19 protein-coding genes are annotated in these 25,063 nt (G+C 71.0%); 14 read left to right on the top strand and 5 right to left on the bottom strand.

Annotated features, from left to right (window positions below; genetic code table 11):
- Positions 1-39 precede the first annotated feature (39 nt).
- From IAG42_RS08715 to IAG42_RS08705, 3 genes are read left to right on the top strand one after another with little or no spacing between them, the layout of a single operon-like run.
- Entirely contained in the window at positions 40-846 is an 807-nt protein-coding gene (locus tag IAG42_RS08715) for a GNAT family N-acetyltransferase (RefSeq protein WP_188336455.1), read from the top strand.
- Positions 847-888: 42 nt separating this feature from the next.
- Positions 889-2,874, top strand: coding sequence for an IucA/IucC family protein (locus IAG42_RS08710; protein ID WP_188336454.1), 1,986 nt, complete (start codon positions 889-891; stop codon positions 2,872-2,874).
- 40 nt (positions 2,875-2,914) lie between these two features.
- Entirely contained in the window at positions 2,915-4,912 is a 1,998-nt protein-coding gene (locus IAG42_RS08705) for an ATP-dependent DNA helicase (protein ID WP_188336453.1), read from the top strand.
- Between the two features lie 195 nt (positions 4,913-5,107).
- Here the strand turns inward: IAG42_RS08705 and lexA are convergent, their stop codons facing one another.
- Entirely contained in the window at positions 5,108-5,893 is a 786-nt protein-coding gene (gene lexA / locus IAG42_RS08700; RefSeq protein WP_188336452.1) for a transcriptional repressor LexA, read from the bottom strand.
- A gap of 516 nt (positions 5,894-6,409) precedes the next feature.
- Here lexA and nrdR point away from each other — a divergent pair.
- Together nrdR and IAG42_RS08690 are read left to right on the top strand one after the other, a co-directional pair.
- Positions 6,410-6,955: a transcriptional regulator NrdR gene (nrdR, locus tag IAG42_RS08695; protein WP_188336451.1), complete on the top strand. Its 546-nt coding sequence runs from the start codon at positions 6,410-6,412 to the stop codon at positions 6,953-6,955.
- A 135-nt stretch (positions 6,956-7,090) separates the two neighbouring features.
- On the top strand, positions 7,091-9,985 hold the full coding sequence (locus IAG42_RS08690; protein ID WP_188336450.1) for a vitamin B12-dependent ribonucleotide reductase: 2,895 nt from the start codon (positions 7,091-7,093) through the stop codon (positions 9,983-9,985).
- A 140-nt stretch (positions 9,986-10,125) separates the two neighbouring features.
- Here the strand turns inward: IAG42_RS08690 and IAG42_RS08685 are convergent, their stop codons facing one another.
- Positions 10,126-10,662, bottom strand: coding sequence for a TerD family protein (locus IAG42_RS08685; RefSeq protein WP_188336449.1), 537 nt, complete (start codon positions 10,660-10,662; stop codon positions 10,126-10,128).
- A gap of 171 nt (positions 10,663-10,833) precedes the next feature.
- Between IAG42_RS08685 and IAG42_RS08680 the strand changes: the two genes are divergently transcribed.
- The 3 genes from IAG42_RS08680 (at position 10,834) to IAG42_RS08670 (ending at position 13,108) form a co-directional block, all read left to right on the top strand.
- Entirely contained in the window at positions 10,834-11,439 is a 606-nt protein-coding gene (locus IAG42_RS08680) for a YdbC family protein (RefSeq protein WP_188336448.1), read from the top strand.
- An 88-nt stretch (positions 11,440-11,527) separates the two neighbouring features.
- On the top strand, positions 11,528-12,187 hold the full coding sequence (locus tag IAG42_RS08675; protein ID WP_188336447.1) for a histidine phosphatase family protein: 660 nt from the start codon (positions 11,528-11,530) through the stop codon (positions 12,185-12,187).
- Positions 12,188-12,199: 12 nt separating this feature from the next.
- Positions 12,200-13,108 (top strand): ADP-ribosylglycohydrolase family protein, encoded by a 909-nt coding sequence (locus IAG42_RS08670; RefSeq protein ID WP_188336446.1) that lies wholly within the window; start codon positions 12,200-12,202, stop codon positions 13,106-13,108.
- 108 nt (positions 13,109-13,216) lie between these two features.
- Here IAG42_RS08670 and IAG42_RS08665 read toward each other — a convergent pair whose 3' ends face one another.
- The gene (locus IAG42_RS08665; RefSeq protein WP_188336445.1) at positions 13,217-14,764 is read right to left on the bottom strand and encodes an MFS transporter; all 1,548 of its coding nucleotides are present in this window, start codon (positions 14,762-14,764) and stop codon (positions 13,217-13,219) included.
- 157 nt (positions 14,765-14,921) lie between these two features.
- On the opposite strand from IAG42_RS08665, the gene IAG42_RS08660 reads away from it, so the two are divergent.
- From IAG42_RS08660 to IAG42_RS08650, 3 genes are all read left to right on the top strand, one after another.
- A complete protein-coding gene (locus tag IAG42_RS08660; RefSeq protein ID WP_188341261.1) occupies positions 14,922-15,548 on the top strand; it encodes a TetR/AcrR family transcriptional regulator in 627 nt (208 codons plus the stop codon).
- Between the two features lie 51 nt (positions 15,549-15,599).
- Positions 15,600-16,301, top strand: coding sequence for a ribonuclease HII (locus IAG42_RS08655; RefSeq protein ID WP_188336444.1), 702 nt, complete (start codon positions 15,600-15,602; stop codon positions 16,299-16,301).
- Positions 16,302-16,369: 68 nt separating this feature from the next.
- Positions 16,370-16,999: a hypothetical protein gene (locus IAG42_RS08650; protein WP_188336443.1), complete on the top strand. Its 630-nt coding sequence runs from the start codon at positions 16,370-16,372 to the stop codon at positions 16,997-16,999.
- Positions 17,000-17,080: 81 nt separating this feature from the next.
- On the opposite strand, the gene IAG42_RS08645 is transcribed toward IAG42_RS08650, so the two are convergent.
- Both IAG42_RS08645 and IAG42_RS08640 read right to left on the bottom strand, forming a co-directional pair.
- The gene (locus tag IAG42_RS08645; protein ID WP_188336442.1) at positions 17,081-17,719 is read right to left on the bottom strand and encodes a hypothetical protein; all 639 of its coding nucleotides are present in this window, start codon (positions 17,717-17,719) and stop codon (positions 17,081-17,083) included.
- 270 nt (positions 17,720-17,989) lie between these two features.
- Positions 17,990-20,152 (bottom strand): RecQ family ATP-dependent DNA helicase, encoded by a 2,163-nt coding sequence (locus IAG42_RS08640; protein WP_188336441.1) that lies wholly within the window; start codon positions 20,150-20,152, stop codon positions 17,990-17,992.
- Between the two features lie 133 nt (positions 20,153-20,285).
- Here IAG42_RS08640 and IAG42_RS08635 point away from each other — a divergent pair, with 133 nt between their 5' ends.
- From IAG42_RS08635 to IAG42_RS08625, 3 genes are all read left to right on the top strand, one after another.
- On the top strand, positions 20,286-21,830 hold the full coding sequence (locus IAG42_RS08635; protein ID WP_188336440.1) for a DUF4192 domain-containing protein: 1,545 nt from the start codon (positions 20,286-20,288) through the stop codon (positions 21,828-21,830).
- A 185-nt stretch (positions 21,831-22,015) separates the two neighbouring features.
- A complete protein-coding gene (locus IAG42_RS08630; protein WP_188336439.1) occupies positions 22,016-24,028 on the top strand; it encodes a glycogen debranching N-terminal domain-containing protein in 2,013 nt (670 codons plus the stop codon).
- Between the two features lie 108 nt (positions 24,029-24,136).
- Positions 24,137-24,898 (top strand): NUDIX hydrolase, encoded by a 762-nt coding sequence (locus tag IAG42_RS08625; RefSeq protein WP_188336438.1) that lies wholly within the window; start codon positions 24,137-24,139, stop codon positions 24,896-24,898.
- Positions 24,899-25,063: the final 165 nt, after the last annotated feature.

Raw genomic sequence — 25,063 nt, 5'->3', positions numbered from 1 at the left:
GAAGCCCGCACCCCACTCACTGTCCGAGAGGAACCCGCCGTGCCCCCGACCGATGCGAGCACCGACGCCGGTACCACCCCCACCGCCGATCCGGCCGTCACCGCATCCCGCGCGGAGGACGAGGACGGCCGGGACACCGTGGACCTGCGGCTCCCCGACGAGCTGCTGGGACTCATCGCCGAGCAGGACAGCGCCCTGCCCGCGGCCCGGCCCGCCGGCGAGCAGCGGTCGAGCCCGGACCCGCTGCCGCCGCTCCAGCACGACCTGCTCGACAACGTGGGGGAGTGGGGCCCCGCCGCCACACCCGCAGGTGTCTTCCAACTCGTGCCGGTACGGCTCGAACGGGACCTGGACCTCATCAGCCGATGGATGAACGACCCGGCCGTGTCGGCCTTCTGGGAACTGGCGGGCCCGGACACGGTCACCGCGGACCATCTGCGCCCGCAGCTCAGCGGCGACGGCCGCAGCGTCCCCTGCCTCGGCGTCCTGGACGGCACCCCGATGAGCTACTGGGAGATCTACCGCGCCGACCTGGACCCGCTCGCCCGGTACTACCCGGCCCGTCCCCACGACACCGGTATCCATCTGCTCATCGGCGGGGTCGCCGACCGAGGGCGAGGTCTCGGCACAGCCCTGCTCACGGTGGTCGCGGACCTGATCCTCGACCACCGGCCCTCCTGCGCACGTGTCGTAGCAGAGCCCGACATCCGCAACACCCCTTCCGTCTCAGCCTTTCTGAGCGCCGGCTTCCGTCTTTCCGCCGAGGTCGACCTGTCGGACAAACGGGCCGCGCTCATGATCCGTGACCGAGCTCTGCGCTCCGTGCTGCGAGCCGATCACTTTTAGTACACCGCTCACCCCGATCCGGTTCCCTCGCGAGGAGTCCCCGTGCCGAATCCGTCCGACGCCCCGAGTTCCACCGAGCCGCACGTGCTGTACGACCCGCCCGAGCTGACGCGTGAGAACTGGGGCCGGGCGGGTGCGCGGCTGGTCGCCAAGCTCATCGCCGAATTCAGTTACGAGGAGATCCTCAGCCCGACACCCGTCGACAGCCCCGCCCGGCCGTTCGGGCCGAGCGCCTCCACCGAGGCCCTCCCCACCGAGGGTGAACCCACCGAGACCATCCCCACCGTCGGTGACCCCACCGACGGTGAACGCACCGACCCGGCGGAGACCGGCCACCAGCCCTACGCCCTGACCGTGCCCGCCGGTCCCACGTCAGGTGACGACGCGATCCTCCACTTCCGCGCCCGACGCGGCGCCTACGGCAGTTGGCAGGTCGACCCGGATTCCCTGACCTGGGTGTCCCATGCGACGGACTCGGCGACGGGCGAGCCCGGGCGCCCCGCCACCGACCCGTTGGACTTCGTCGTCCGAGCCCGCGACCTCCTCGGTCTGGACGGCACCACGCTCGGGCACCTCATCCGCGAACTGACCGTCACCCTCGCCGCCGACGCCCGCCTCGACCACACCGCGCTCAGCGCCGCGCAGCTCGCCGACCTCGGATACGCCGAGCTCGAGGGGCATCAGACCGGTCACCCCTGGCTCGTCCTGAACAAGGGCCGCCTCGGCTTCTCCGCCACCGACGCGGCCCGCTGGACCCCCGAGGCCCGACACCCCACGACCCTCCCCTGGATCGCCGTCCACACCAGCCTCGCCACATATCGCGGCGTGGCAGGACTCGCATCGGCGGATTCCCTCTACTCCCGCGAACTGGACGCACCGACAAGGGAACTGTTCGACCGGACCTTGCGTGACCGGGGCCTGGACCCCGGCGACTACCTCTGCCTGCCCGTCCACCCCTGGCAGTGGGACGACATCGTCCTACCGCTCTTCGCACCCGCCGTCGCCGACGGCACCATCGTCCCGCTCCCGAGCGACGGCGACCTGCGACTGCCGCAGCAATCCATCCGTACCTTCCTCAACACCAGCCGCCCCGAGCGGCTCACGGTGAAACTGCCGTTGTCGATCCTCAACACCCTTGTATGGCGCGGGCTCCCCACGGAACGCACCGTCGCGGCGCCGGCCGTGACCACATGGATGCGGACACTGCGCGACGCCGACCCCTTCCTGAGGGACGAGTGCGGCGTCATCCTGCTCGGCGAGGTGGCCTCGGTGACCGTCGAGCACTCCTTGTACGACCGGCTCGACGAAGTCCCCTACCAGTACAAGGAGCTCCTGGGCGCAATCTGGCGCGAGCCGGTGACGCGCCACCTGGCCGCGGGGGAGCGGGCCCGGACGCTCGCCTCCTTGTTGCACACCGACCCCCAGGGGCGCGCCTTCGTCGCCGAACTGGTGGAGCGTTCAGGACTCGACCCCAAGACCTGGCTGACCCGGCTCTTCACAGCCTTGCTGCCGCCCCTGCTGCGCTTCCTGTACCACTACGGCACGGTTTTCTCGCCCCATGGAGAGAACGCCATCGTCGTGTTCGACGAACAGGACGTCCCGGTCCGCCTCGCGGTCAAGGACTTCGTGGACGACGTCAACATCAGTGCCGAGCCGCTGCCCGAGCACGCGGCGATGCCTCAGGACGTACGCGAGGTCCTGCTCACGGAGCACCCCGACTTCCTGACACAGTTCATCCACTCAGGACTCTTCGTGGGCGTCTTCCGCTACCTGGCGCCGCTGTGCGAGGAGCAGCTGGGCGTGCCCGAGCACGCGTTCTGGTCGCTGGTCCGGGCCGAGATCCTGCACCATCAGGCGCGCTTCCCGGAGCTCAAGGACCGGTACGAGATGTTCGACCTGCTCACTCCCCGTATCGAGCGGCTGTGCCTCAACCGCAACCGTCTGCACCTGGACGGCTACCGCGACCGCGCCCACCGGCCGCACGCCGCCGTGCACGGCACCGTGGCCAACCCCCTGCACCAACCGTGATCGCGGGATTGTCAGTGGTGCCGTTTAGGGTGGTCGAGCTATGACGAAGCCCTCACTCCCCGAGCTCCTGCACGCCGCCGTCACCGCCGTCGGCGGCACGGAGCGCCCTGGCCAGGTGACCATGGCCGAGACGGTCGCCGAGGCGATCGACGACGGCTCCCATCTGCTGGTCCAGGCCGGCACCGGTACCGGAAAGTCGCTCGGCTATCTCGTGCCGGCGCTGGCCCACGGGGAGCGCGTGGTGGTCGCCACGGCCACACTGGCGCTGCAGCGCCAGCTCGTCGAGCGGGATCTGCCGCGCACCGTGGAGTCCCTGCACCCGCTGCTGCGGCGCCGACCCAACTTCGCGATGCTCAAGGGCCGGTCGAACTATCTGTGCCTGCACCGCCTTCACGAAGGAGTGCCGCAGGAAGAGGAGGAGGGCCTCTTCGACCAGTTCGAGGCGGCCGCTCCGACCAGCAAGCTCGGCCAGGACCTGCTGCGGATGCGGGACTGGGCGGACGAGACGGAGACGGGCGACCGGGACGACCTGACCCCCGGCGTCTCCGACAAGGCCTGGTCCCAGGTCTCCGTCTCCTCGCGGGAGTGCCTGGGCGCGTCGAAGTGCGCGTACGGCCAGGAATGCTTCGCCGAGATGGCCCGGGAGCGGGCCAAGCTGGCCGACGTCATCGTCACGAACCACGCGCTGCTCGCGATCGACGCCATCGAGGGCGCGCCGGTCCTGCCGCAGCACGAGGTGCTGATCGTGGACGAGGCCCACGAGCTGGTCTCCCGGGTGACAGGAGTGGCGACCGGAGAGCTCACTCCGGGCCAGGTCAACCGCGCGGTGCGCCGCGCCGCCAAGCTCGTGAACGAGAAGGCGGCCGACCAGCTCCAGACCGCTGCCGAGGGCTTCGAGCGGCTCATGGAGCTCGCGCTGCCGGGCCGCCTCGAGGAGATCCCTGAGGATCTCGGATACGCCCTGATGGCACTGCGCGACGCCGCCCGCACTGTGATCACGGCGCTCGGTTCCACGCGGGACAAGTCCGTCCAGGACGAGGACGCGGTGCGCAAGCAGGCACTCGCCTCCGTGGAGACGATCCACGACGTCTCGGAGCGGATCACGAACGGGTCGGAGTGGGACGTCGTCTGGTACGAGCGCCACGAGCGCTTCGGCGCCTCCCTGCGGGTCGCCCCGATGTCGGTGTCCGGGCTGCTCCGCGAGAAGCTCTTCACCGACCGCTCCGTCGTCCTGACCTCGGCGACCCTGAAGCTCGGCGGTGATTTCAACGGGGTGGGGGCGTCGCTCGGCCTGGCCCCGGAAGGCACGCACGGAGACGACCTGCCGGAGTGGAAGGGCCTCGACGTCGGCTCGCCCTTCGACTACCCGAAGCAGGGCATCCTCTACGTCGCCAAGCACCTGGCCCGGCCCGCGCGCGAGGGCACGCGCACCGACATGATGGACGAGCTGGCCGAGCTGATGCAGGCCGCCGGCGGCCGCACGCTCGGCCTGTTCTCCTCGATGCGGGCCGCCCAGGCCGCGGCCGAGGAGCTGCGCGCACGCATCCCCGAGTACCCGATCCTGCTGCAGGGCGAGGACACCCTCGGGGAGCTGATCAAGGGCTTCGCAGCGGACCCCAAGACCTGCCTGTTCGGCACGCTGTCGCTCTGGCAGGGCGTGGACGTCCCGGGCGCCAGCTGCCAGCTGGTCGTCATGGACAAGATCCCGTTCCCGCGCCCCGACGACCCGCTGATGAGCGCCCGCCAGAAGGCCGTGGAGGACGCGGGAGGCAACGGGTTCATGGCCGTCGCCGCGACCCACGCCGCCCTGCTGATGGCGCAGGGAGCGGGCCGGCTCGTCCGGGCCACGGGCGACCGCGGTGTCGTCGCTGTCCTCGACCCGCGCATCGCGACGGCTCGCTACGGCAGCTATCTGCGGGCCTCGATGCCCGACTTCTGGTACACGGTGGACCGCAACCAGGTACGCCGCTCGCTCGCGGCCATCGACGCCGCGGCGCAGGCCGGCGAGAAGGCCGGAGCAGAGGCCGACGAGGAGTAGACGCGCAGGCCAGGCAAGAGCGGCCGGATCCAGGTCGCCGTACCACTCACGGCCCGGAACGGCCGCCCCGTGCGTGCGAGCGGCTCCAGGCCTCATACGCATGCGTGCCGAGCCCGAGGTGTTCGATCGGGAATCCGGACAGTGCAGGGCCCCGGAACCGGCGCAGTTGGTTCCGGGGCCCGGTCGGGGAGCGCGTCAGACGCGGCGCAGTACGGCCACGACCTTGCCGAGGATGGTCGCCTCGTCGCCGGGGATCGGCTGGTACGCGGCGTTGTGCGGGAGCAGCCAGACGTGACCGTCCTCGCGCTTGAAGCGCTTGACCGTGGCCTCCCCGTCCAGCATGGCGGCGACGATGTCCCCGTTCTCCGCGACGGGCTGGCGGCGGACGGTCACCCAGTCCCCGTCACAGATCGCTGCTTCGATCATCGAGTCACCGACGACCTTGAGGACGAAGAGTTCACCGTCACCGACCAGCTGCCGGGGGAGCGGGAAGACGTCCTCGACGGACTCCTCGGCGAGGATCGGGCCACCGGCGGCGATCCGGCCGACGAGCGGCACGTACGACGCCGCGGGCTTGCCCGTCGTGTCCGTGGGCTGCGTGCTCGGCTGGTCGGAGCCGCGGACCTCGTACGCGCGCGGACGGTGCGGGTCGCGGCGCAGGAAGCCCTTCCGCTCGAGAGCCATCAGCTGGTGCGCGACGGACGACGTGCTGGACAGGCCGACCGCCTGGCCGATCTCACGCATCGACGGCGGGTACCCACGCCGCTGCACCGAGTCCCGGATGACCTCGATCACGCGGCGCTGCCGGTCCGTGAGGCCCGTGCTGTCCGCGCGGATTCCTGGGGGCCGACCGGGCAACGAGCGCCCTGGCTTGGGGCCCTCCTGGGCCATGGCGGCGTCATTCATGGCATGCACCGGCTCGAGTCGGCCCTGGGCGCGGCCCTGGGCAGTGATGGTGGCACTGTCTGCGGTCGTGGTCACGTCGGTGGGCCCCTCTCGAGAATGTCTCCCTAGCTAGCCAACGGTAGTTCCTTTCGAAAGGTTGCGCCAAACACACGTTCGAGTGAAAAACCGTAGATTACTTGTCGTGATCATGCGCTCGGGTGTATGGCTACCGCTGTCGGAGTGAGGCATTTCGGCTCAATCCGGTACGCTTCACCGCCGGGGTCGAGGACCTCTCCGCAGGCTGCATCAGTCTGCCATCCGCACCTCGGTCGCTCGGCCGTGACCCCCGTTCTCCGTACCCGCGAACCCGCGGGCGCCTGCGTTCAGGGGCGCCGCGCGCCCTCGTGGGGCCCGAAACGGCGCCGCGACACGCGTAGGGCCGATTAGGCGGCCAAACCCCAGATGTAGTGGTTGGATTGCCTCGGCAGCCCAGAAGTTGTGGTCCCGCGTCCATCGGGGCCGTGGCCATCGCCTATGCTTGGGGCTGCTTCGGGAGGTGCGACCAGCCCTTTCGAGGCTATCGAGTCGTGCCGTGAAGGAGGGTTGGAGTTCATGCACTGCCCCTTCTGCAGGCATCCCGACAGCCGTGTCGTCGACAGCCGCACCACCGACGACGGCACGTCCATCCGCCGGCGCCGTCAGTGCCCGGACTGCTCCCGTCGTTTCACGACGGTGGAGACCTGCTCACTGATGGTGGTCAAGCGGAGCGGCGTGACGGAACCCTTCAGCCGCACCAAGGTCATCAACGGCGTCCGCAAGGCGTGCCAGGGGCGTCCGGTGACCGAGGACGCCCTCGCCCTGCTCGGCCAGCGGGTCGAGGAGGCGGTGCGCGCCACCGGAAGCGCCGAGCTGACCACTCATGACGTGGGCCTGGCCATACTGGGACCGCTGCAGGAGCTGGACCTCGTGGCCTACCTGCGATTCGCGTCCGTGTACCGGGCGTTCGACTCGCTGGAGGACTTCGAGTCGGCGATCGCGGAGCTGAGGGAACAAGCGCCCGGCGCGACGGCGGACGACGCGGGCAGGGATTGCGCAGAGAGTGAGAGCGGGACCGGCGGGACTGTCGAAGTCCCCGTGCCCGCCCACGCCGCCGACTGACGGCCCACGGGCCGACGGCGGCATCCAGAGACCTGTTGCGGGCGGCGAAAGCGGCACCGCAATACAAGACACACACCGTGCCACGGGAAGATCGAGGCACTTTAGGGCGTTTTAGCCCGATATATGGGAGGCGGCATGACAGAGACGGCGAGCGGCCCGGCACGAGGTTCCCGCGCGAAGGGTTCCAAGGCCACCAAGGGTCTGCGTATCGAGCGCATCCACACCACCCCCGGCGTGCACCCGTACGACGAGGTGGAGTGGGCGCATCGCGACGTCGTCATGACCAACTGGCGCGACGGCTCGGTCAATTTCGAGCAGCGTGGCGTCGAGTTCCCCGACTTCTGGTCGGTGAACGCGGTCAACATCGTCACCAGCAAGTACTTCCGCGGTGCCGTCGGCACTCCGCAGCGCGAGGTGAGCCTCAAGCAGCTCATCGACCGCATCGTGAAGACGTACCGGAAGGCCGGTGAGGACTACAAGTACTTCGCCTCGCCCGCCGACGCCGAGATCTTCGAGCACGAGCTGGCGTACGCCCTCCTGCACCAGATCTTCAGCTTCAACTCGCCGGTGTGGTTCAACGTGGGCACGCCGCAGCCCCAGCAGGTCTCCGCCTGCTTCATCCTGGCCGTCGACGACTCCATGGAGTCGATCCTCGACTGGTACAAGGAAGAGGGCATGATCTTCAAGGGCGGCTCCGGCGCCGGCCTGAACCTCTCCCGCATCCGTTCCTCCAAGGAACTGCTCTCCTCCGGCGGCAACGCCTCGGGTCCCGTCTCCTTCATGCGCGGTGCCGACGCCTCCGCAGGAACGATCAAGTCGGGCGGCGCCACCCGCCGCGCGGCCAAGATGGTCATCCTGGATGTCGACCACCCCGACATCGAGGACTTCATCGAGACCAAGGTGAAGGAAGAGGAGAAGATCCGCGCCCTGCGCGACGCGGGCTTCGACATGGACCTGGGCGGCGACGACATCACGTCCGTCCAGTACCAGAACGCCAACAACTCGGTGCGCGTGAACGACGAGTTCATGAAGGCCGTCGAGTCCGGTGGCAAGTTCGGCCTGCGCGCCCGTATGACCGGTGACGTCATCGAGGAGGTCGACGCCAAGTCGCTCTTCCGCAAGATGGCCGAGGCCGCCTGGGCCTGCGCCGACCCGGGCATCCAGTACGACGACACCATCAACCACTGGCACACGTGCCCGGAGTCCGGCCGCATCAACGGCTCGAACCCGTGCAGCGAGTACATGCACCTGGACAACACGTCCTGCAACCTCGCCTCGCTGAACCTGATGAAGTTCCTCAAGGACGACGGCAAGGGCAACCAGTCCTTCGACGTCGAGCGCTTCGCCAAGGTCGTCGAGCTCGTCATCACCGCGATGGACATCTCCATCTGCTTCGCCGACTTCCCGACCGAGAAGATCGGCGAGAACACCCGCGCCTACCGCCAGCTCGGCATCGGCTACGCCAACCTGGGCGCCCTGCTCATGGCGACCGGCCACGCCTACGACTCGGACGGCGGCCGCGCCCTCGCCGGCGCCATCACGTCGCTGATGACCGGTACCTCGTACAAGCGCTCCGCGGAGCTCGCCGCGGTCGTCGGCCCCTACGACGGCTACGCGAAGAACGCCCAGCCGCACCAGCGCGTCATGAAGCAGCACGCCGACGCCAACACCGCGGCCGTCCGCATGGACGACCTGGACAGCCCGATCTGGGCCGCCGCCACGGAGGCCTGGCAGGACGTCGTCCGCCTCGGCGAGAAGAACGGCTTCCGCAACGCGCAGGCGTCCGTCATCGCCCCGACCGGCACCATCGGTCTCGCGATGTCCTGCGACACCACCGGCCTCGAGCCCGACCTCGCCCTGGTCAAGTTCAAGAAGCTGGTCGGCGGCGGCTCGATGCAGATCGTCAACGGCACCGTGCCGCAGGCCCTGCGCCGCCTGGGTTACCAGGAGGAGCAGATCGAGGCGATCGTCGCCCACATCGCCGAGCACGGCAATGTGATCGACGCCCCGGGCCTCAAGCTCGAGCACTACGAGGTGTTCGACTGCGCCATGGGCGAGCGCTCCATCTCCGCGATGGGCCACGTCCGCATGATGGCCGCCATCCAGCCGTGGATCTCGGGCGCCCTCTCCAAGACCGTCAACCTTCCGGAGACGGCGACGGTCGAGGACGTCGAGGAGGTCTACTTCGAGGCCTGGAAGATGGGCGTCAAGGCGCTCGCCATCTACCGCGACAACTGCAAGGTCGGCCAGCCGCTCTCCGCCAAGAAGAAGGAGGACGAGAAGGCCGAGGTGACCGCGAAGGCCGAGGCGACGATCCGCGAGACCGTCGAGAAGGTCGTCGAGTACCGCCCGGTCCGCAAGCGTCTGCCCAAGGGCCGCCCGGGGATCACCACCTCCTTCACCGTCGGTGGCGCCGAGGGCTACATGACCGCCAACTCCTACCCGGACGACGGTCTCGGCGAGGTCTTCCTGAAGATGTCGAAGCAGGGCTCCACCCTCGCGGGCATGATGGACGCCTTCTCCATCGCTGTCTCGGTCGGCCTCCAGTACGGCGTGCCGCTGGAGACCTACGTCTCGAAGTTCACCAACATGCGCTTCGAGCCGGCCGGTATGACGGACGACCCGGACGTGCGGATGGCGCAGTCGATCGTCGACTACATCTTCCGCCGCCTGGCGCTCGACTTCCTGCCCTTCGAGACGCGCTCCGCGCTCGGCATCCACTCCGCCGAGGAGCGTCAGCGTCACCTGGAGACGGGCTCCTACGAGCCCACCGAGGACGAGGTCGACGTCGAGGGCCTGGCCCAGTCCGCGCCCCGCGCGCAGGAGCTGAAGGCCGTCGAGACGCCGAAGGCCGCGGTCGCCGCCGAGGTGCCCGCCCCGAAGCAGGCGCACACCAGCGCCGAGCTCGTCGAGATGCAGCTGGGCATCCAGGCCGACGCCCCGCTCTGCTTCTCCTGCGGTACGAAGATGCAGCGCGCCGGATCCTGCTACATCTGCGAGGGCTGCGGCTCCACCAGCGGCTGCAGCTGAACCGGCGGCCCGGGACTGACGCGGTGGCCGTGAGAACGCGCCGCCGCGCAGGCCCCTGAGCGGCACACGAAGAGGGAGTCGACCCACGGTCGGCTCCCTCTTCGCCGTCCGCGGCGAACCCGCCGGCGCCCGAGTGCGGACTAGAGCGCGCCCATCGCGGCGGCGAACGAGGTGAGGTCGCCGTCGAAGCCGTGCACCGTGTCGTGGAACGACCACTCGCCGTCGGCCCCCCGCACGAACTCTGCCACGGTCGCAGCCGAGCATCCGTGCACCGAGGCGAAGTCGTGGAGCGCCAGCTCCGTGTACCCCTCCCGTATGCGCACCGCCGTGCTCGTCACGTCCCCGAACACCTTGGTCCGGTCCGTGCCCTCCTCGCCCTGCTGGATCGCCACGCCCACGACCACGCGCGCGTAACGCGGTGCCAGACGCTCCAGTTCGAGCGTCATGACCTCGTCGTAGCCGAAGCCCTGACCCGTGCGGCTGTCCCGGTCGAGCGTGATGGTGCCGTCCGGCGAACGGCTGTCGAAGTGCACGACGTAGTCGGGATCGCCGTGCGGCGCGTCGCTCGTGTACGTCGCCGCCACGAGGTCCAGATCATGGGGAGGCGAGCCGATCGGGCTCGGGTCCCACTTCAGTCCGACCTCGATCTTCTCGATCCCCTTGCGCAGGCTGCTCACCGAACTCCCCCTTCTCGGCGCGATGTTTGAGTGCTACCGACACGCTACGTCGTCCCACCGACAACAGGGGGACCGACCGTTTGCCGTCGGCCACTCACGCGCGCCTCCCGAAGTCCCGGCACTGCACCCGAGAGTGACGCCACGTCATGCGCCGCGCCGTACGATGATGCGGTGCTGGTCAAGTGGATTCGCTGCACCGTGGTGGACCGTCGGGGGTTCGAGCGGGGACAGCGGAAATGGGCGGGGCTTCTCGGGGAGCCGGGGTTCAGGGGACAGGGCGGAGGCTGGAGCAGGCGTCGGTCCGACGTGGCCCATGTGTTCGGCTTCTGGGAGAGCCGGGCCTTCTACGACTCCTTCATGGCGCGTTCCCACGACCGGCTCGCCGCGGCGCAGTCCGGCACGTTCAAAGACATACAGGTGAAGCTCTTCGACTACAGCTTCGACGTGAAGACCGGGTTCGAGGCCAAGTTCACGGACGCGGACGTCGTGCGGGTGGCGCACCTCAAGGTGCACGCGGAGCGGGCGGAGCACTTCACCTTGATGCAGCAGAAGGTCTGGAACCCGGCCATGGCCGGCTCACCCGGCATGATCCGCGGGCTCTTCGGAGAGGCGCCCGGCGACGAGTTCCTGGTCCTCTCCATGTGGCGCTCCGAGGCGGAGCGCGGCAAGTACCAGGTGAACCGGGTGGAGCGGCTCTCCGCGCGGGCCCAGACGGAGACCGACGTCCTGGACGTGAGCGGCGACATCGTCGGACTGGAGCCGAGCTGGACGGTGTGAACGCGCCCCACGCGCGTGCCCTGTGATCTACGCCGGATGGAGCCCGTACGGGTGCTCGGAACCGGCCGGGTCGATCTACTGTCTTGGCATGGCACGACCACGGCGCATCGTTCTGGTCCGGCACGGCGAGTCCGAGGGAAACGCGGACGACACCGTGTACGAACGCGAGCCCGATCACGCGCTGGCGCTGACCGAGAAGGGGTGGAGCCAGGCGGAGGGCACCGGCCGCGAGCTGCGTGACCTCTTCGGTGACGAGCGGGTGAGCGTCTACGTCTCGCCCTACCGGCGCACGCACCAGACGTTCCGGGCGTTCCGCCTGGATCCCGGTCTCGTACGGGTCCGGGAGGAGCCGCGCCTGCGGGAACAGGACTGGGGCAACTGGCAGGACCGCGACGACGTGCGGCTCCAGAAGGCGTACAGGGACGCGTACGGGCACTTCTTCTACCGCTTCGCGCAGGGAGAGTCCGGGGCCGACGTGTACGACCGTGTCGGCGCTTTCCTGGAGAGCCTGTACCGGAGCTTCGAGGACCCCGGGCACCCGCCGAACGTGCTGCTGGTGACGCACGGGCTCACGATGCGGCTGTTCTGCATGCGCTGGTTCCACTGGAGCGTCGCGGACTTCGAGTCGCTGTCGAATCCCGGGAACGCGGAGACACGCTCGCTCGTTCTCGGGGAGAACGGCAAGTACACCCTGGACCGGCCGTTCGAACGCTGGCGTGAACCGGAGCCATATGGGATCACCGGTTAGAGTGGCTTTGCGATGATCGCTGATTCCTCTCCCGAAGGGCGCGTGGACCGCGCCCTGTCCAGCCTGCGCGGCCTCTCCGTGGGGGACGCGCTGGGATCACAGTTCTTCGTTCCGGAGAACTATCCGCTGCTCAAGCGCCGTGACCTGCCCGACGGCCCCTGGCAGTGGACCGACGACACCGAGATGGCCTGCTCCGTGGTGGCCGTCCTGGCCAGACACTGCCGGATCGACCAGGACGACCTCGCCCGGTCGTTCGCCGAGCACCATGACTTCGACCGCGGGTACGGCCCCGCGGTCAACCGGCTGCTGAGGCTGGTCCGCGAGGGCGGCGACTGGCGGGAACTTGCCTCGGCGCTGTTCAAGGGCCAGGGCTCGTGGGGGAACGGGGCGGCGATGCGGATCGCCCCGCTCGGCGCCTACTACGCCGACGACCCTGAGCAGGCCACCCACCAGGCCGAGATCTCGGCGTACCCCACGCACCAGCATCGTGAGGCGGTCGTCGGCGCGATGGCCGTGGCCGCGGCGGCCGCCCTCGTGGCGGCTCCGGCCGGGCCTCCCGCGCCGGGCGACCTGCTGGACGGAGTGATCGCGCTCGTGCCGCGCAGCGCGGTGGGCGCCGGGCTGCGCCGGGCCCGGGACATGCTCGACTACGGGGACCCGGGGACGGTCGCGGCGGTGCTCGGCTGCGGTCGGCGGACCTCGGCGCACGACACCGTGCCGTTCGCCCTCTGGTCGGCCGCCCGGGGGCTCGGCGACTACGAGAGTGCCTTCTGGAGCACCGCCCAGGTGGGCGGTGACGTGGACACGACCTGCGCGATCGTCGGCGGGATCGTCGCCTCCAGCCCTGCGGGTGCTCCTCCGGCCGCCTGGCTGGAAAGAACCGAAGCCCTCCCGGACTGGGCCACGGACCGGAAGGCGTAGACCGCTCCGGAAGGTCTTGTTCTCGGGCGCCGCTCGCGTACGGCGCCGTGGATGCCGGGCCCCTGGCCGACAACCGGCGGCCCGGCATCCACGTCCCCCGCCAGGGCGTCAGCCCCCGGCCGGCCCGGCGACACCCGAGAGTGCCTCCAGGTCGCTCTTGCGCACCTTGACGACCACGAGCGCGACGGCCAGCGCGAGCAGCGCCATGGCGGCCGCCGGGATGAACGCCGTCGAGATGCCGTGCGCCAGTACCTCGTGCCCCCAAGGTGCGGGCAGCTCGTGGGACTTGAGGAACGCCGCCTTCTGCTCCGGCGAGGCGTGCGCCATGAAGTCCGGCAGCTGCTGCTTGGCCTCCTCCCGGCTCGCCGAGCCGAAGACGGTGGTCAGGATCGAGAGGCCGAGCGAGCCGCCCACCTGCTGTGTCGCGTTGAGCAGGCCGGACGCCGCGCCCGCCTCGTGCTGGGCCACGCCGGAGACCGCCGTGACCGTCAGCGTCACGAAGTTCAGCCCCATGCCGACGCCGAACACCAGCATCGGGCCGAGGACCCCGCTCACGTACGAGCTCTCCGGCGTCACGAACGTCTGCCAGGTCAGCCCCAGCACCGCCAGCGCCGTGCCGGCGGCCATGAAGGGCTTGGGGCCCAGGGTGGGCAGGAAGCGCTGGGAGAGCCCCGCGCCGACCGCGATCGCGGCGGTGACCGGCAGGAACGCCAGGCCGGCCTTGATCGGCGAGTAGCCCAGCACGTTCTGCACGAACAGGACGATGAAGAAGAACATGCCGAACATCGCCGCGGCGAGGCTGAGCATGATCACGTACGTTCCGGACCGATTGCGGTCCGCGAACATGCGCAGCGGCGTGATCGGGTCCTTGGCGCGCCGCTCGACGATCGCGAAGGCGAGCAGCAGCACGACCGCGGCGCCGAACGAGCCCAGCGTCAGGCTGTCCCGCCACCCTTCCTCGGACGCCCGGATGAAGCCGTAGACGAGCGCCACCATGCCGAACGTGGAGGTCAGCGCGCCGGCGATGTCGAAGCTTCCTGGATGGCGCTTCGACTCCGTGATGTACAGGGGCGTGAGAACGGCGATGAGGATGCCGATGGGTACGTTCACGAACAGCACCCAGCGCCAGTCCAGCCAGTCCGTCAGCATGCCGCCCGCGAGCAGTCCGACGGCTCCGCCTCCCGCGGAGACGGCGGCGAAGACGCCGAACGCCCGGTTCCGCTCCGGGCCTTCGGGGAACGTGGTGGTGATGAGGGCCAGGGACGTGGGTGACGCGATGGCGCCGCCGACTCCCTGCAGAGCGCGGGCGGCGAGCAGCTGCCAGGGCTCCTGGGCCAGGCCGCCCAGCAAGGAGGCTGCGGTGAACAGGAGGATGCCGGTCATGAAGACCCGGCGGCGTCCCAGGATGTCGCCCGCGCGGCCGCCCAGCAGCAGCATGCCGCCGAAGGTCAGGGTGTACGCGCTGACCACCCAGGTCAGGTCGGTGGTGGAGAACTTGAGGGCGTCCTGGATGTGCGGGAGCGCGATGTTCACAATCGTCGCGTCGAGGACCACCATGAGCTGGCAGGCGGCGATGACGGTGAGTGCGATGCCGGGATGCCCCTCCCGGCGGGCTGCTCGCGGCTTCTGATCTTGCGTTAACTGAGAGGTTGTCACTATGGATCCCCCACGAGAGCATTAGTGAACGAGAGCGTTCACTGTCGCTTCAACGGTAGTGAGTCCCCTTCAGTGAACGCAACCGTTCACTGAACTCGCCGCCGTGTGTCTCGGGCCACTCCCGGCCCCTCCCGGACCGCTCAACGGAGAGATGACGATGGTTAGTTCGCGCTGGACGGCCGCCCCGCCCCAGGGTTCCGTCTCCTTGCGCAGGCGTGGCGCCGTGCTGGAACGGGCCATCCTGGAAGCCGCGTTGGACCAGCTCAGCACGGTCGGCTGGAACGGGCTGACGATGGAGGGCGTCGCCGCGGGCGCCCAGACCGGCAAGGCGGCCGTGTACCGGCGCTGGCCCTCCAAGGAGGACCTCGTCGTCGACGCGCTGCAGGCGGGGCTGCCCCGGCTGGACTCCGCCCCGGATCGCGGCAGCGTCCGCGAGGACCTGCTGGAGCTGTGTCGGCAGATGCGGGCGGCGATGTACTCGCGCCCCGGCTCCGCGCTGCGCTCGGTGCTTCACGAGTGCGACACCTTCACCGCGGAGCGCTTCCACTCCGTGATCGTCGAAGGGGTCGTCGAGCCGAGCGTCGAGCTGATCAAGGGGGTCGTACGCCGCGGGATCGAGCGGGGAGAGGTGCGCCCCGACGCCGTCGATCCCTACGTGTGCGACGTCATCCCCGCGATGATGATGTACCGCTCCAAGGTGTGCGGGAGTGAATGGGAGGAGGCGGATCTGGTGGAGATGATCGACCGGGTCATGGTGCCCCTCCTGGAGCGGCGTCCGGATTGAGCGGAGGCGGGTGTCGCCGAGCCCCTCGGGCGGCGTAGGCTTGTTGGCGCCATGCCGTACGAACCACCCACCCACACCGTCGAGCGCTCCTTGCGCGCCACTACCGGTGCCAAGATCATCGCCGGTGTCGACGAGGTCGGCCGGGGCGCCTGGGCCGGTCCCGTCACGGTATGTGCCGCGATCACCGGCCTGCGCCGACCGCCCGAGGGACTGACCGACTCCAAGCTGATCAGCCCAAAGCGGCGTGAGACGCTCGCGGACGTCCTGGAGGGCTGGGTGACCGCCCACGCCCTCGGCCACGCCTCGCCCGAGGAGATCGACGACCTGGGGATGACCGCCGCGCTCAGGCTCGCCGCCGTGAGGGCCCTGGAGGCCCTGCCGGTGCGGCCCGACGCCGTCATCCTGGACGGCAAGCACGATTACCTGGGTACGCCGTGGCAGGTCCGTACGGTGATCAAGGGGGACCGTTCCTGCATCGCTGTCGCCGCGGCGTCGGTGATCGCGAAGGTCCGCCGCGACAAAATGATGGCCGAACTGGGCATCGACCATGCAGACTTCGGGTTTGCGGCCAATGCCGGATACCCGTCGCCGGTGCACCGTGCCGCGTTGGAGGAGCGGGGGCCCACCCCGCACCACCGACTGTCGTGGGCGTATCTTGATGCGCTGCCCCAGTGGCGGCACCTCAAGAAGGCCCGCAGCTGGGCGGATGCAAGCGTTCCTGAGATCGAGGGCCAGCTCGGCTTCGACTTCTGACCGCTGCACTCGCACTGATGTGCCACCCGCTGGCGCGATCCGCACCTGCGTTTGATAGATATCAGCTCATGCCTCTCATTCCCGAGGAGCCTCAGATTCACGAGAGTGCCCAGGGTCCCCGCGCGACTCCGGCCAGTGGCCGTACCGCGCCGACCCCTCGCCCCGTACCCGGCCCGCGTCCCGCGGCGCCGCCGCGTCCCGGTCGTCCGGGTCCCGCAAGGCCCATGCCGCCCGCGCAGCGCACGCCGCGTGACGCCGCCGGTGCCCCCAAGCCGGGCCCGAAGGCCCCGGCCGCCCCGCCGACTCCCGCCGGCCCGCAGGTCCAGTTGATCCCGGCCTCGGCCGAGGGCGCGCTGGACGCCGCGGAGGAAGCCGTCGACCTGCTGCTCGACTCCGGTCGCGCACCCGGTGAGGTCCTCGTGATCACCACCGGCGACCCGCACCCGTGGGCCGCGCACGAGCTGTCCTTCGGTGCCGACGCCTACTGGGCGCAGCACGACGCGGGCGACGACGTCTTCTACGCCGACGCCTCCGCACTGGACCGCGCCGGGACCCGCCCGGTCGTCGTCGTCGCCGTGAACGGCGCCGACGAGGCGACCGGACCGGCTCTTCCGCTCGCTCTCGGCCGGGCCGGTTCCCTGCTGATCGTGTGCGGCGAGCCGCAGCGCATCAACCCGCTGCTGGGCGCCGGGGTCTGACGCCCGGCTTGCCGGCTGCCCGCACCGCCCGGCGGTGCCCGGCCAGTCCGGCAGGCCGGTGTGCGGCCGCCGCCGACCCGTTCAGCGCGCGGCCGCCCGGCGGAGCATCTCCGTCGCGGCGCCACCCGTGCGCGGCGCGGGAGGCTCGGCGCTCCCGAGGCTCTCGGCGGCGGACCCCAGGCCGGGGCTCCGGCCGCCGCGGCCCTCGCCGAGCACCTGCCACCCGTCCCGCGTCATGGTGATGTACGCACCACAGCGCAGCCCGTGCAGGGTGCAGGCGTCGCGCAGCCCCCACATCCAGGCCCCGTCCTCCTCCGTCCAACGGGCGTCGCCCTCGCGGCAGTAGAGCAGGACGGCTGTCCGGACCGGGGTGCGGCGGCGCAGGTCGTGCGGGATCACCCGACGCAGCTGCGACAGCAGGGAGTTGCGGAACGTCCAGCCGTCGGTGTGGCTCTCGCGGCGGGTGAACGAGGCGCTCGCGCGCAGTCGCTCCTCGGGATCGAGCACCGCCACGACAGCGGTCTGCGGGATCGGTCGGTGGCGGCTGTGCAGCCCGCTGACCACCTCACGCGGATTGCGCAGCAGCGGGATACCGGCCGCTGCCCACTCCGTGGGTTCGAGCAGCCTGGTCGGTCGGTTGACGGAATCGGCGGACCTTTCGGTGCGCATCGAGGACGCGGACAACGATGCCGCCGAGGACGGAGCGAATCCGAAGGTCACGGTCCTCCCTTCGGCTGGACGCCCACGAGGAGGGCAGGGGCGGACTGTGGGAGCGCACCGCGGCACAGCCCTACCGGACCACGGGAGCCGCGCGGGGAGCACTCCCGATTCTTCCCGTCGTACTGTCGCTCGGCAACGAGCAATTGGCGCCGAGGCCCGGTATCTGACGATGCGTCTTCAATATCCCTGCCCATAGCTCGGGACACCCATGTGCGGCCGGGCGCCCGAGACTGCTCCCCGGGGCCCACCGCGGCTCCTCCGGTCGAGGCCTCAGCCCTGGACGGCCAGGACCAGCGGCAACACCGCCCCGGCGCCGGCCCGGCGCAGCAACCGCGCGGCCATGGCCAGCGTCCAGCCCGTCTCGGTGTAGTCGTCCACCAGCAGTACCGGCCCCGCGGCTTCGGCGAGCGCGCCCGCCAGCTCCGGCGGCAGAACCAGGGTGCCGTCCAGCGCGCGCAGACGCTGCGCGCTGTTGCTGCGCGGGATGTGCGCCGTGTCGCTGCCCGGCTCGTACGCGATCTGCCCGAGCAGCGGCATCCGGCCCACCTGAGCGATGCCCCGGCCCAGGGAGTCGATGAGCTGCGGTCGGGTGTGCGAGGCCATCGTGACCACGCCCACCGGGCGTGGCAGAGCCGAGGCGTCACCGGACGCCCAGCCCCCCGGCCCCTTCGCCCAGTCGGCGAGAACCTCCACGACGGCCCGTGCCACGTCGTCCGGCACCGGACCGTCCGGTGCCTGGGGCGCGAGCATCGGGCGCAGCCTGTTGCCCCAGCCGATGTCCGAGAGGCGGCCGAGCGCCCGTCCCGGCGCCGCCTGCTCGCCCGCGGGGATACGGCCCTTGAGGTCGATCCCGACCGAGGCGAGTCCCGTGGGCCACATCTTCCGGGGCTCCACCTCCACGCCGGGGCGCCCCAGCTCACCGCGGGCCGAGGTCAGTGCCTGCGGCGACACCGCGGCGTCGAACCGTGCCCCCGCGCAGTTGTCGCACCGGCCGCACGGGGCGGCCGCCTCGTCGTCCAGCTGCCGGCGCAGGAACTCCATGCGGCAGCCGGTCGTCGTCGCGTAGTCCCGCATGGCCTGCTGCTCGGCCTCGCGCTGCTTGGCCACCCACACGTACCGCTCCGTGTCGTAGACCCACGGCCGGCCGGTCGAGATCCAGCCGCCCTTCACCCGGTGCACCGCGCCGTCCACGTCGAGCACCTTGAGCATGATCTCCAGGCGGGAGCGGCGCAGTTCGACCAGCGGTTCCAGCGCCGGCAGGGACAGCGGCCGCTCGGAGCCCGCGAGCACGTCCAGCGTGCGCCGCACCTGGTCCTCGGGCGGGAAGGCGAGCGAGGCGAAGTAGCGCCAGATCGCCTCGTCCTCCTTGCCCGGAAGCAGTAGTACCTCGGCGTGCTCGACGCCGCGGCCGGCGCGGCCCACCTGCTGGTAGTAGGCGATGGGGGAGGAGGGCGAGCCGAGGTGCACGACGAACCCGAGGTCGGGCTTGTCGAAACCCATGCCCAGCGCGGATGTCGCCACGAGCGCCTTCACCCGGTTCGCCAGCAGGTCCTCCTCGGCCTGCTGCCGGTCCGCGTTCTCCGTCTTGCCCGTGTACGAGGTGACCGTGTGACCGCACTGCCGCAGGTACGCGGTGACCTCCTCGGCGGCCGCCACGGTGAGCGTGTAGATGATGCCGGAGCCCGGCAGGTCGTCGAGGTGATCGGCGAGCCAGGCCAGCCGGTGGGCGGCGTCGGGCAGCTCCAGCACATTGAGGCTGAGACTCTCGCGATCCAGCGGGCCGCGCAGCACCAGGGCGTCGGAGCCGGAGCCCGTACCGAGCTGGTCGGCGACGTCGGCCGTCACGCGGGCGTTCGCCGTCGCCGTCGTGGCCAGCACCGGGACGCCCGACGGGAGTTCGGCCAGCATGGTGCGCAGCCGCCGGTAGTCGGGACGGAAGTCGTGCCCCCAGTCCGAGATGCAGTGCGCCTCGTCCACCACCAGGAGGCCGGTGGCCGCCGCCAGCTGCGGCAGGACGTTGTCCCGGAAATCCGGGTTGTTCAGCCGCTCGGGGCTGACCAGGAGCACGTCGACCTCTCCCGCCGCGACCTCGGCACGGACCGCGTCCCACTCCTCGGTGTTCGAGGAGTTGATCGTGCGGGCGCGGATGCCCGCGCGCTCGGCCGCCTCCACCTGGTTCCGCATGAGGGCGAGCAGCGGCGAGACGATGACCGTCGGCCCACTGCCCTGCTCGCGCAGCAGCGCCGTGGCCACGAAGTACACCGCGGACTTGCCCCAGCCGGTCCGCTGCACGACGAGGGCGCGTCTGTGGTCGGCGACCAGCGCCTCGATCGCCCGCCACTGGTCCTCGCGCAGCCGGGCGGTGCCACTCGGGTCTCCGACAAGTCGGGCGAGTACGGTGTCGGCCGCGTTCCGCAGGTCTTCGTTGCTCATGCCCCCATGCAACCCGATGGCACCGACATCGCGCGAACGAGCCCCGTGACCTGTGGACAACTCATGACGTGTCCCTGATGGGGGTTATCCACAGGGTGAACCGGAGTCGGGTGATCCGCGGCATGGTCCTCGCATGACGAATCACAGCGAGCCCGTCGGCGTCACCGGCGAGGCCAAGATCACCCTGCGCTCCGCCGGCGAACTGGCCGAGGCGCTGCCGTACTTGCTCGGCTTCCGGCCCGAGGACTGCATCGTCCTGGTCGCCCTGCACGAGGGCCGGTTCGGTGGCCGGGTGCGCCTCGGCATCCCCGACCGGCCCGAGGACTGGCCTGCCGTCGCGGACCTGCTCGCGCGCTGCCTGATCGGCGAGTGCGTGCGCCGCGACGGCAAGCCCGACAGCATCATCGCGTTCCTCTGCCAGGACCCGGCACCCGCACGCGCCGGCACGGGCCGGCTGACCATGGAGCGGCTGCGTCCGCTGGCCCAGCTCCTGCGCACGGCCTGCGGCGCCCTGGACGTACCGGTGACGGAAGCCCTGTGCCTCTCCGCCGATCACTACTGGTCCTACTGCTGCGTGCGCCCCGACTGCTGCCCGCCCGACGGGAATCCGGTGACGGGCCCGGGCACCTCGGTGATGGCGGCCACCGCCGCGTACGCGGGCATCCAGGTCCGGGCCTCGGAGCAGGAGGTCAAGGCACGCCTCGCTCCGTTGGTCACCGCTCTCGGACCGGAGCAGGAGAGGGCGCTCGACGCCGCGTCCATGGACCTTGTTCCGAGGATGCTGAGTCCGCACAGGCGTGCGGACGTGGAGGCCCAGACCCTCGATCTGGCGCGGCTGTGCATGCGCCGTCTCGCGGACGCCTCCAGCGCGCCGGACGCGCTGGAGGCGGACCTCAAGGACGACGAGCTGCTGGCCCACGACGAGGCGGCGGTCCTGATCCTCGGTCTGCAGGACCGCGAGACCAGGGACCGGGCCGCGGAGTGGATGGAGGGCGACGAAGCGGCGTGCGCGCTGCGCCTGTGGCGCGCGCTGGCCCGACGCTGTGTGGGCGATTACTGCGAGCACGCCGCGGCGCCGCTGACCCTCGCGGGATGGGTGGCCTGGTCGCTCGGCGACACGGTCGAGGCGGACGTGGCCCTGGAGATGGCGCTCGGCGCGGACCCCGACTACGTCTTCGCCCGTCTGCTCAACGAGGCCCGCTCGGGGGGCCTGGACCCCGAGCCGGTGCGGCGCTCGCTGCGTGGCCGGCGGGCGGACCACGACGAGGCCTCGGACCCCTTGGTTGATCGAGGTGAAGGTGACGCGGAGGCGGCAGGCATCAGGGAAGCGGTGGCGGCAGGCATCAGGGAAGCGGAGGACACAGGCTTCAGGGAAAGGGAGGTCGCAAGCATCACAGAAGGGGAGGCTGCAGGGCTTACAGAAGGGGCGGCCGTAGGGATCACCGAAGGAGAGGGTGGCTCCGGTGAACAGACCTCGGAGCCACTCGTCCCGGGCACGAAGCACGTGGTCGATCCGGGTGTCTCGCGCGCGGCCCGTGGCCTGGAGGCGGCCCTGCGGCGGCGGGGCGAGCGACGGCCCGGAGCGGGCACGCGGCCCGGCCGGGCGGGCACGCGTGCGCCGCGCCGTCCCTCAGGGCGCCGCCGCATCGTTCACCAGCGTCAGAGGGGCGAGGGATGAGCCGGGGCGAACACGCCGGGCGCCGCCGTCGATGGCGTTGTTTCGAGGCGCTGGGGCGTTACTTGCGGCGGGACCGCGCCGTTCACGTGGATGGCGGAAGCGACGGCCGGGCCGCGCCGCCGAGGTGTTCGGCAGCCCGGCGGCACGCCGGCGCTTCGCTCGGCCGCGTTCGAGGGATGAGGCCCATGGGCGAGTGGGAACAGCGACGGGCGGCCGGTGCACCGCAGCAGGCCGCGGCACCGCGTCGCAGCGCGGACCTGCCGTCCACGCACGGGTCGCTGATCTGTGTGGCCCTGCCCGGGCTCGCGATCTCCTCGGATCACGGGCAGCTGAAGGCCCACGGCCTCGACGGCGTGTACCGGGGCGGACGCCGCCTGCTCTCGCGCTGTGAGGTCCGCGTGGGCGGCCGGGAGCCTCTCGCCGTGCAGGCCCGCATGATCGCGGCGGACCGGGCCCGATTCGTGTCGACGGTGCGGGCCTCGCCGGAGGCCGGACCCGACCCCGACGTGATCGTCGAGCGCGTCCGTCACGCCGACGGCACCGAGCGGATCACGCTGCACAGCTCGGCTCGGCATCGGTTACGCCTGCCCCTGGAGATCTCCCTGGGCACGGACCTTGCCGAACTCGGCGCGGTGGCCGCGGGAAGCATCGTCCGCGAACTTCCCGCGAGCGTCCACGACTCGGGGATGCGGTGGTCCTCGGCCGCCGGATACGCGGTGGTGACCGCCGTGCCGTCGCCCACTGACGCGCTCGCCTCGGCAGGCCTGCTGCGCTGGGAACTGGACCTCCCGCCCGGCGGCTCGCGCACCGTGGAGCTGAAACTGCGGGCGGACACGGGGAGCGGCAGCTCGGCGCCGGGCGCCGGGCGGCGGCTGTTCGGTTCGGCGCAGGCCCAGGGGGACGACCCACGCACGGGCGCCCTTCTGAGGGCCTGTGTAGATGATCTCCACGCGCTGCTGGTGCGCGACCCGGAGCACCCGCTGGACGTACGACTTGCCGCGGGCGCGCCCTGGCGCTGCGGACCGGCGCCCGCCGAGGCGTTGGCCGCGGCCCGCATGGCTCTCCCTCTGGGGACCCGCCTCGCCGCGGGAACGCTCCGTGCGCTCGCCCGCACTCAATCGGCCTCCCCGGGACCGGATTTCGGCAGCATTCCAGGGCCTCTGCGGCACGCAGGCGCTCAACTTCCGCCGAGCAGCACCGGCATCGAAGCCACCCTCCAATTCCCCGTGCTCCTGGCCGAAGCCAGACGCTGGGGACTCGCCGAACAGGACGTCGTCGAACTGCTCCCCGCCGCGGAGCGGTGCCTGCGCTGGCTGCGCACCGCGGTCGAACGGGAGCATCCCTATCTGCCGGATCCGGGGCCGGGCGGCCCACGGCGCTGCGAGACCCAGGCCCACGCGCACCGGGCCGCTGTCCTCGGCGCCGACCTGCTGGACGCGTACGGCCGACCCGACGGTGCCGAGCTGCGCCAATGGGCCGAGGAGCTCCGGCGCCGCTTCCGCGAGGACTTCTGGGTGGAGGACCTCGGAGGGGGCAGGCCCGCCGCGGCCTGCACACCGGACGGGCGGCCGATCGCACAGCTCGGCAGCGGCGCCGCACACCTGCTCGACACCGGCCTCCTCGGCGCGGGAGCCCCCGCACCCGGCCTGCTCGACAAGGTGCAGACGGAACAGCTCGCCCGGCTGCTCGGAGGGCCGGCCCTGGACTCCGGTTGGGGACTGCGGAGCCTCGGCGCCAAGGAAGGGGCGTACAACCCGTTCGGCCACCACTCCGGCGCGGTGCGGATCCACGAGACGGCGGTGGCCGTCGCGGGACTGACCACCGCGGGCTACGAAAAGGAAGCCGCGTCCCTGCTCAGAGGGGTGATCGATGCCGCGGAATCCTTCGGTTACCGCCTGCCGGAGATGTACGCGGGGGAGCAGCGGACCGAGCGCGGCTCCCCGGTGCCGCACCCCGCCGCGTGCAGACCCGCCGCCGTCGCGGCCGCGGGCGGCGTGCACCTCCTGGTCTCGCTCGCGGGCATCAGGCCGGACGCGCCGGCCCGGACCGTGACCCTGTCACCGATGCGCAGCGCGCCCCTCGGGGCGGTCGGAATGACGGGCCTGCAAGTGGCAGGGCAACCCTTCGCGGTCCGCGTCACCCGCCTCGGCCTCGCCATGGTCGAGGAGGCCGCCGACGGACTCCAGTTGGGGGTCTGACCGGCCGGCGACCCGTGCGCGACGGACGTGTGCGGGCGCGGGGCACGAAGTGGGGCGACGATGAGGGAAGGAGGTGTTTATCGTCAGGCAGACGACTATGATCGTTCCATGCCACCCTACGACCCGTCGGCCTTCCCGCCCTTCGCTGTCACCGTCGACCTGGTCGTGCTGACCGTGCGCCGCCACGCCCTGTGCGCGTTGGCGGTACGGCGAGGTGAGCCGCCCTTTCAGGGGCGTTGGGCGCTGCCCGGCGGGTTCGTCCGGGACGACGAGGACCTGACGGAGGCGGCAGCCCGGGAGCTGGCCGAGGAGACCGGCCTGCGCGCCCACGACCCGGGCGTGCCGGCGCAGGACAACGGCGCACACCTGGAGCAGCTCGCGACGTACGGGGATCCCAAGCGCGATCCGCGGATGCGCGTGGTCAGCGTCGCCCACCTGGCCCTCGCGCCCGACCTGCCCGCGCCCCGGGCAGGCGGCGACGCACACAGTGCCCGGTGGGCGCCGGTCGAGGAGCTGATGAACCAGAGCGGGTTCGGCCGGGAGGGGGAGCAGGCGGCGCCGCTGGCCTTCGACCACGCGCAGATCCTTGCGGACGGCGTCGAGCGCGCCCGCTCGAAGATCGAATACTCCTCGCTGGCCACCGCGTTCTGCCCGCCGGAGTTCACCGTCGGGGAGCTGCGCCGCGTCTACGAGGCGGTGTGGGGAGTCGCCCTCGACCCGCGCAACTTCCACCGCAAGGTGACCGGCACGCCCGGCTTCCTCGTCCCGACCGGGGGAACGACCACCCGCCAGGGCGGACGCCCCGCCCAGCTCTTCCGCGCGGGCGGAGCGACGCTGCTCAACCCGCCGATGCTGCGCCCCGAGGTCTGACCGGTACGACCCGACTCGGCTCACGGAGCCGCAAAGCAGGGACACTCACGCCCGCTCCCTGCCCGAAAAGCCAGAAATATCGCGTTATCTTGCTGCGGTACCCACGGGGTTCGCTGTCGTAGGACCGATGGACGGGCCCCGGCCGCCGAGCGGTCTCCCCTCCTG

Source organism: Streptomyces xanthii (genome assembly GCF_014621695.1).
GTDB classification, from domain to species: domain Bacteria; phylum Actinomycetota; class Actinomycetes; order Streptomycetales; family Streptomycetaceae; genus Streptomyces; species Streptomyces xanthii.
This window is presented reverse-complemented; position numbering and strand designations above follow the sequence as displayed.

Coding starts and splice junctions, on each gene's coding strand:
- IAG42_RS08705 (WP_188336453.1), top strand. CDS start 2,915: ATGACGAAGCCCTCACTCCCCGAGCTCCTGCACGCCGCCGTCACCGCC.
- nrdR (WP_188336451.1), top strand. CDS start 6,410: ATGCACTGCCCCTTCTGCAGGCATCCCGACAGCCGTGTCGTCGACAGC.
- IAG42_RS08690 (WP_188336450.1), top strand. CDS start 7,091: ATGACAGAGACGGCGAGCGGCCCGGCACGAGGTTCCCGCGCGAAGGGT.
- IAG42_RS08675 (WP_188336447.1), top strand. CDS start 11,528: ATGGCACGACCACGGCGCATCGTTCTGGTCCGGCACGGCGAGTCCGAG.
- IAG42_RS08670 (WP_188336446.1), top strand. CDS start 12,200: ATGATCGCTGATTCCTCTCCCGAAGGGCGCGTGGACCGCGCCCTGTCC.
- IAG42_RS08660 (WP_188341261.1), top strand. CDS start 14,922: ATGGTTAGTTCGCGCTGGACGGCCGCCCCGCCCCAGGGTTCCGTCTCC.
- IAG42_RS08655 (WP_188336444.1), top strand. CDS start 15,600: ATGCCGTACGAACCACCCACCCACACCGTCGAGCGCTCCTTGCGCGCC.
- IAG42_RS08650 (WP_188336443.1), top strand. CDS start 16,370: ATGCCTCTCATTCCCGAGGAGCCTCAGATTCACGAGAGTGCCCAGGGT.
- IAG42_RS08640 (WP_188336441.1), bottom strand. CDS start 20,152: ATGAGCAACGAAGACCTGCGGAACGCGGCCGACACCGTACTCGCCCGA.
- IAG42_RS08635 (WP_188336440.1), top strand. CDS start 20,286: ATGACGAATCACAGCGAGCCCGTCGGCGTCACCGGCGAGGCCAAGATC.
- IAG42_RS08630 (WP_188336439.1), top strand. CDS start 22,016: ATGGGCGAGTGGGAACAGCGACGGGCGGCCGGTGCACCGCAGCAGGCC.
- IAG42_RS08625 (WP_188336438.1), top strand. CDS start 24,137: ATGCCACCCTACGACCCGTCGGCCTTCCCGCCCTTCGCTGTCACCGTC.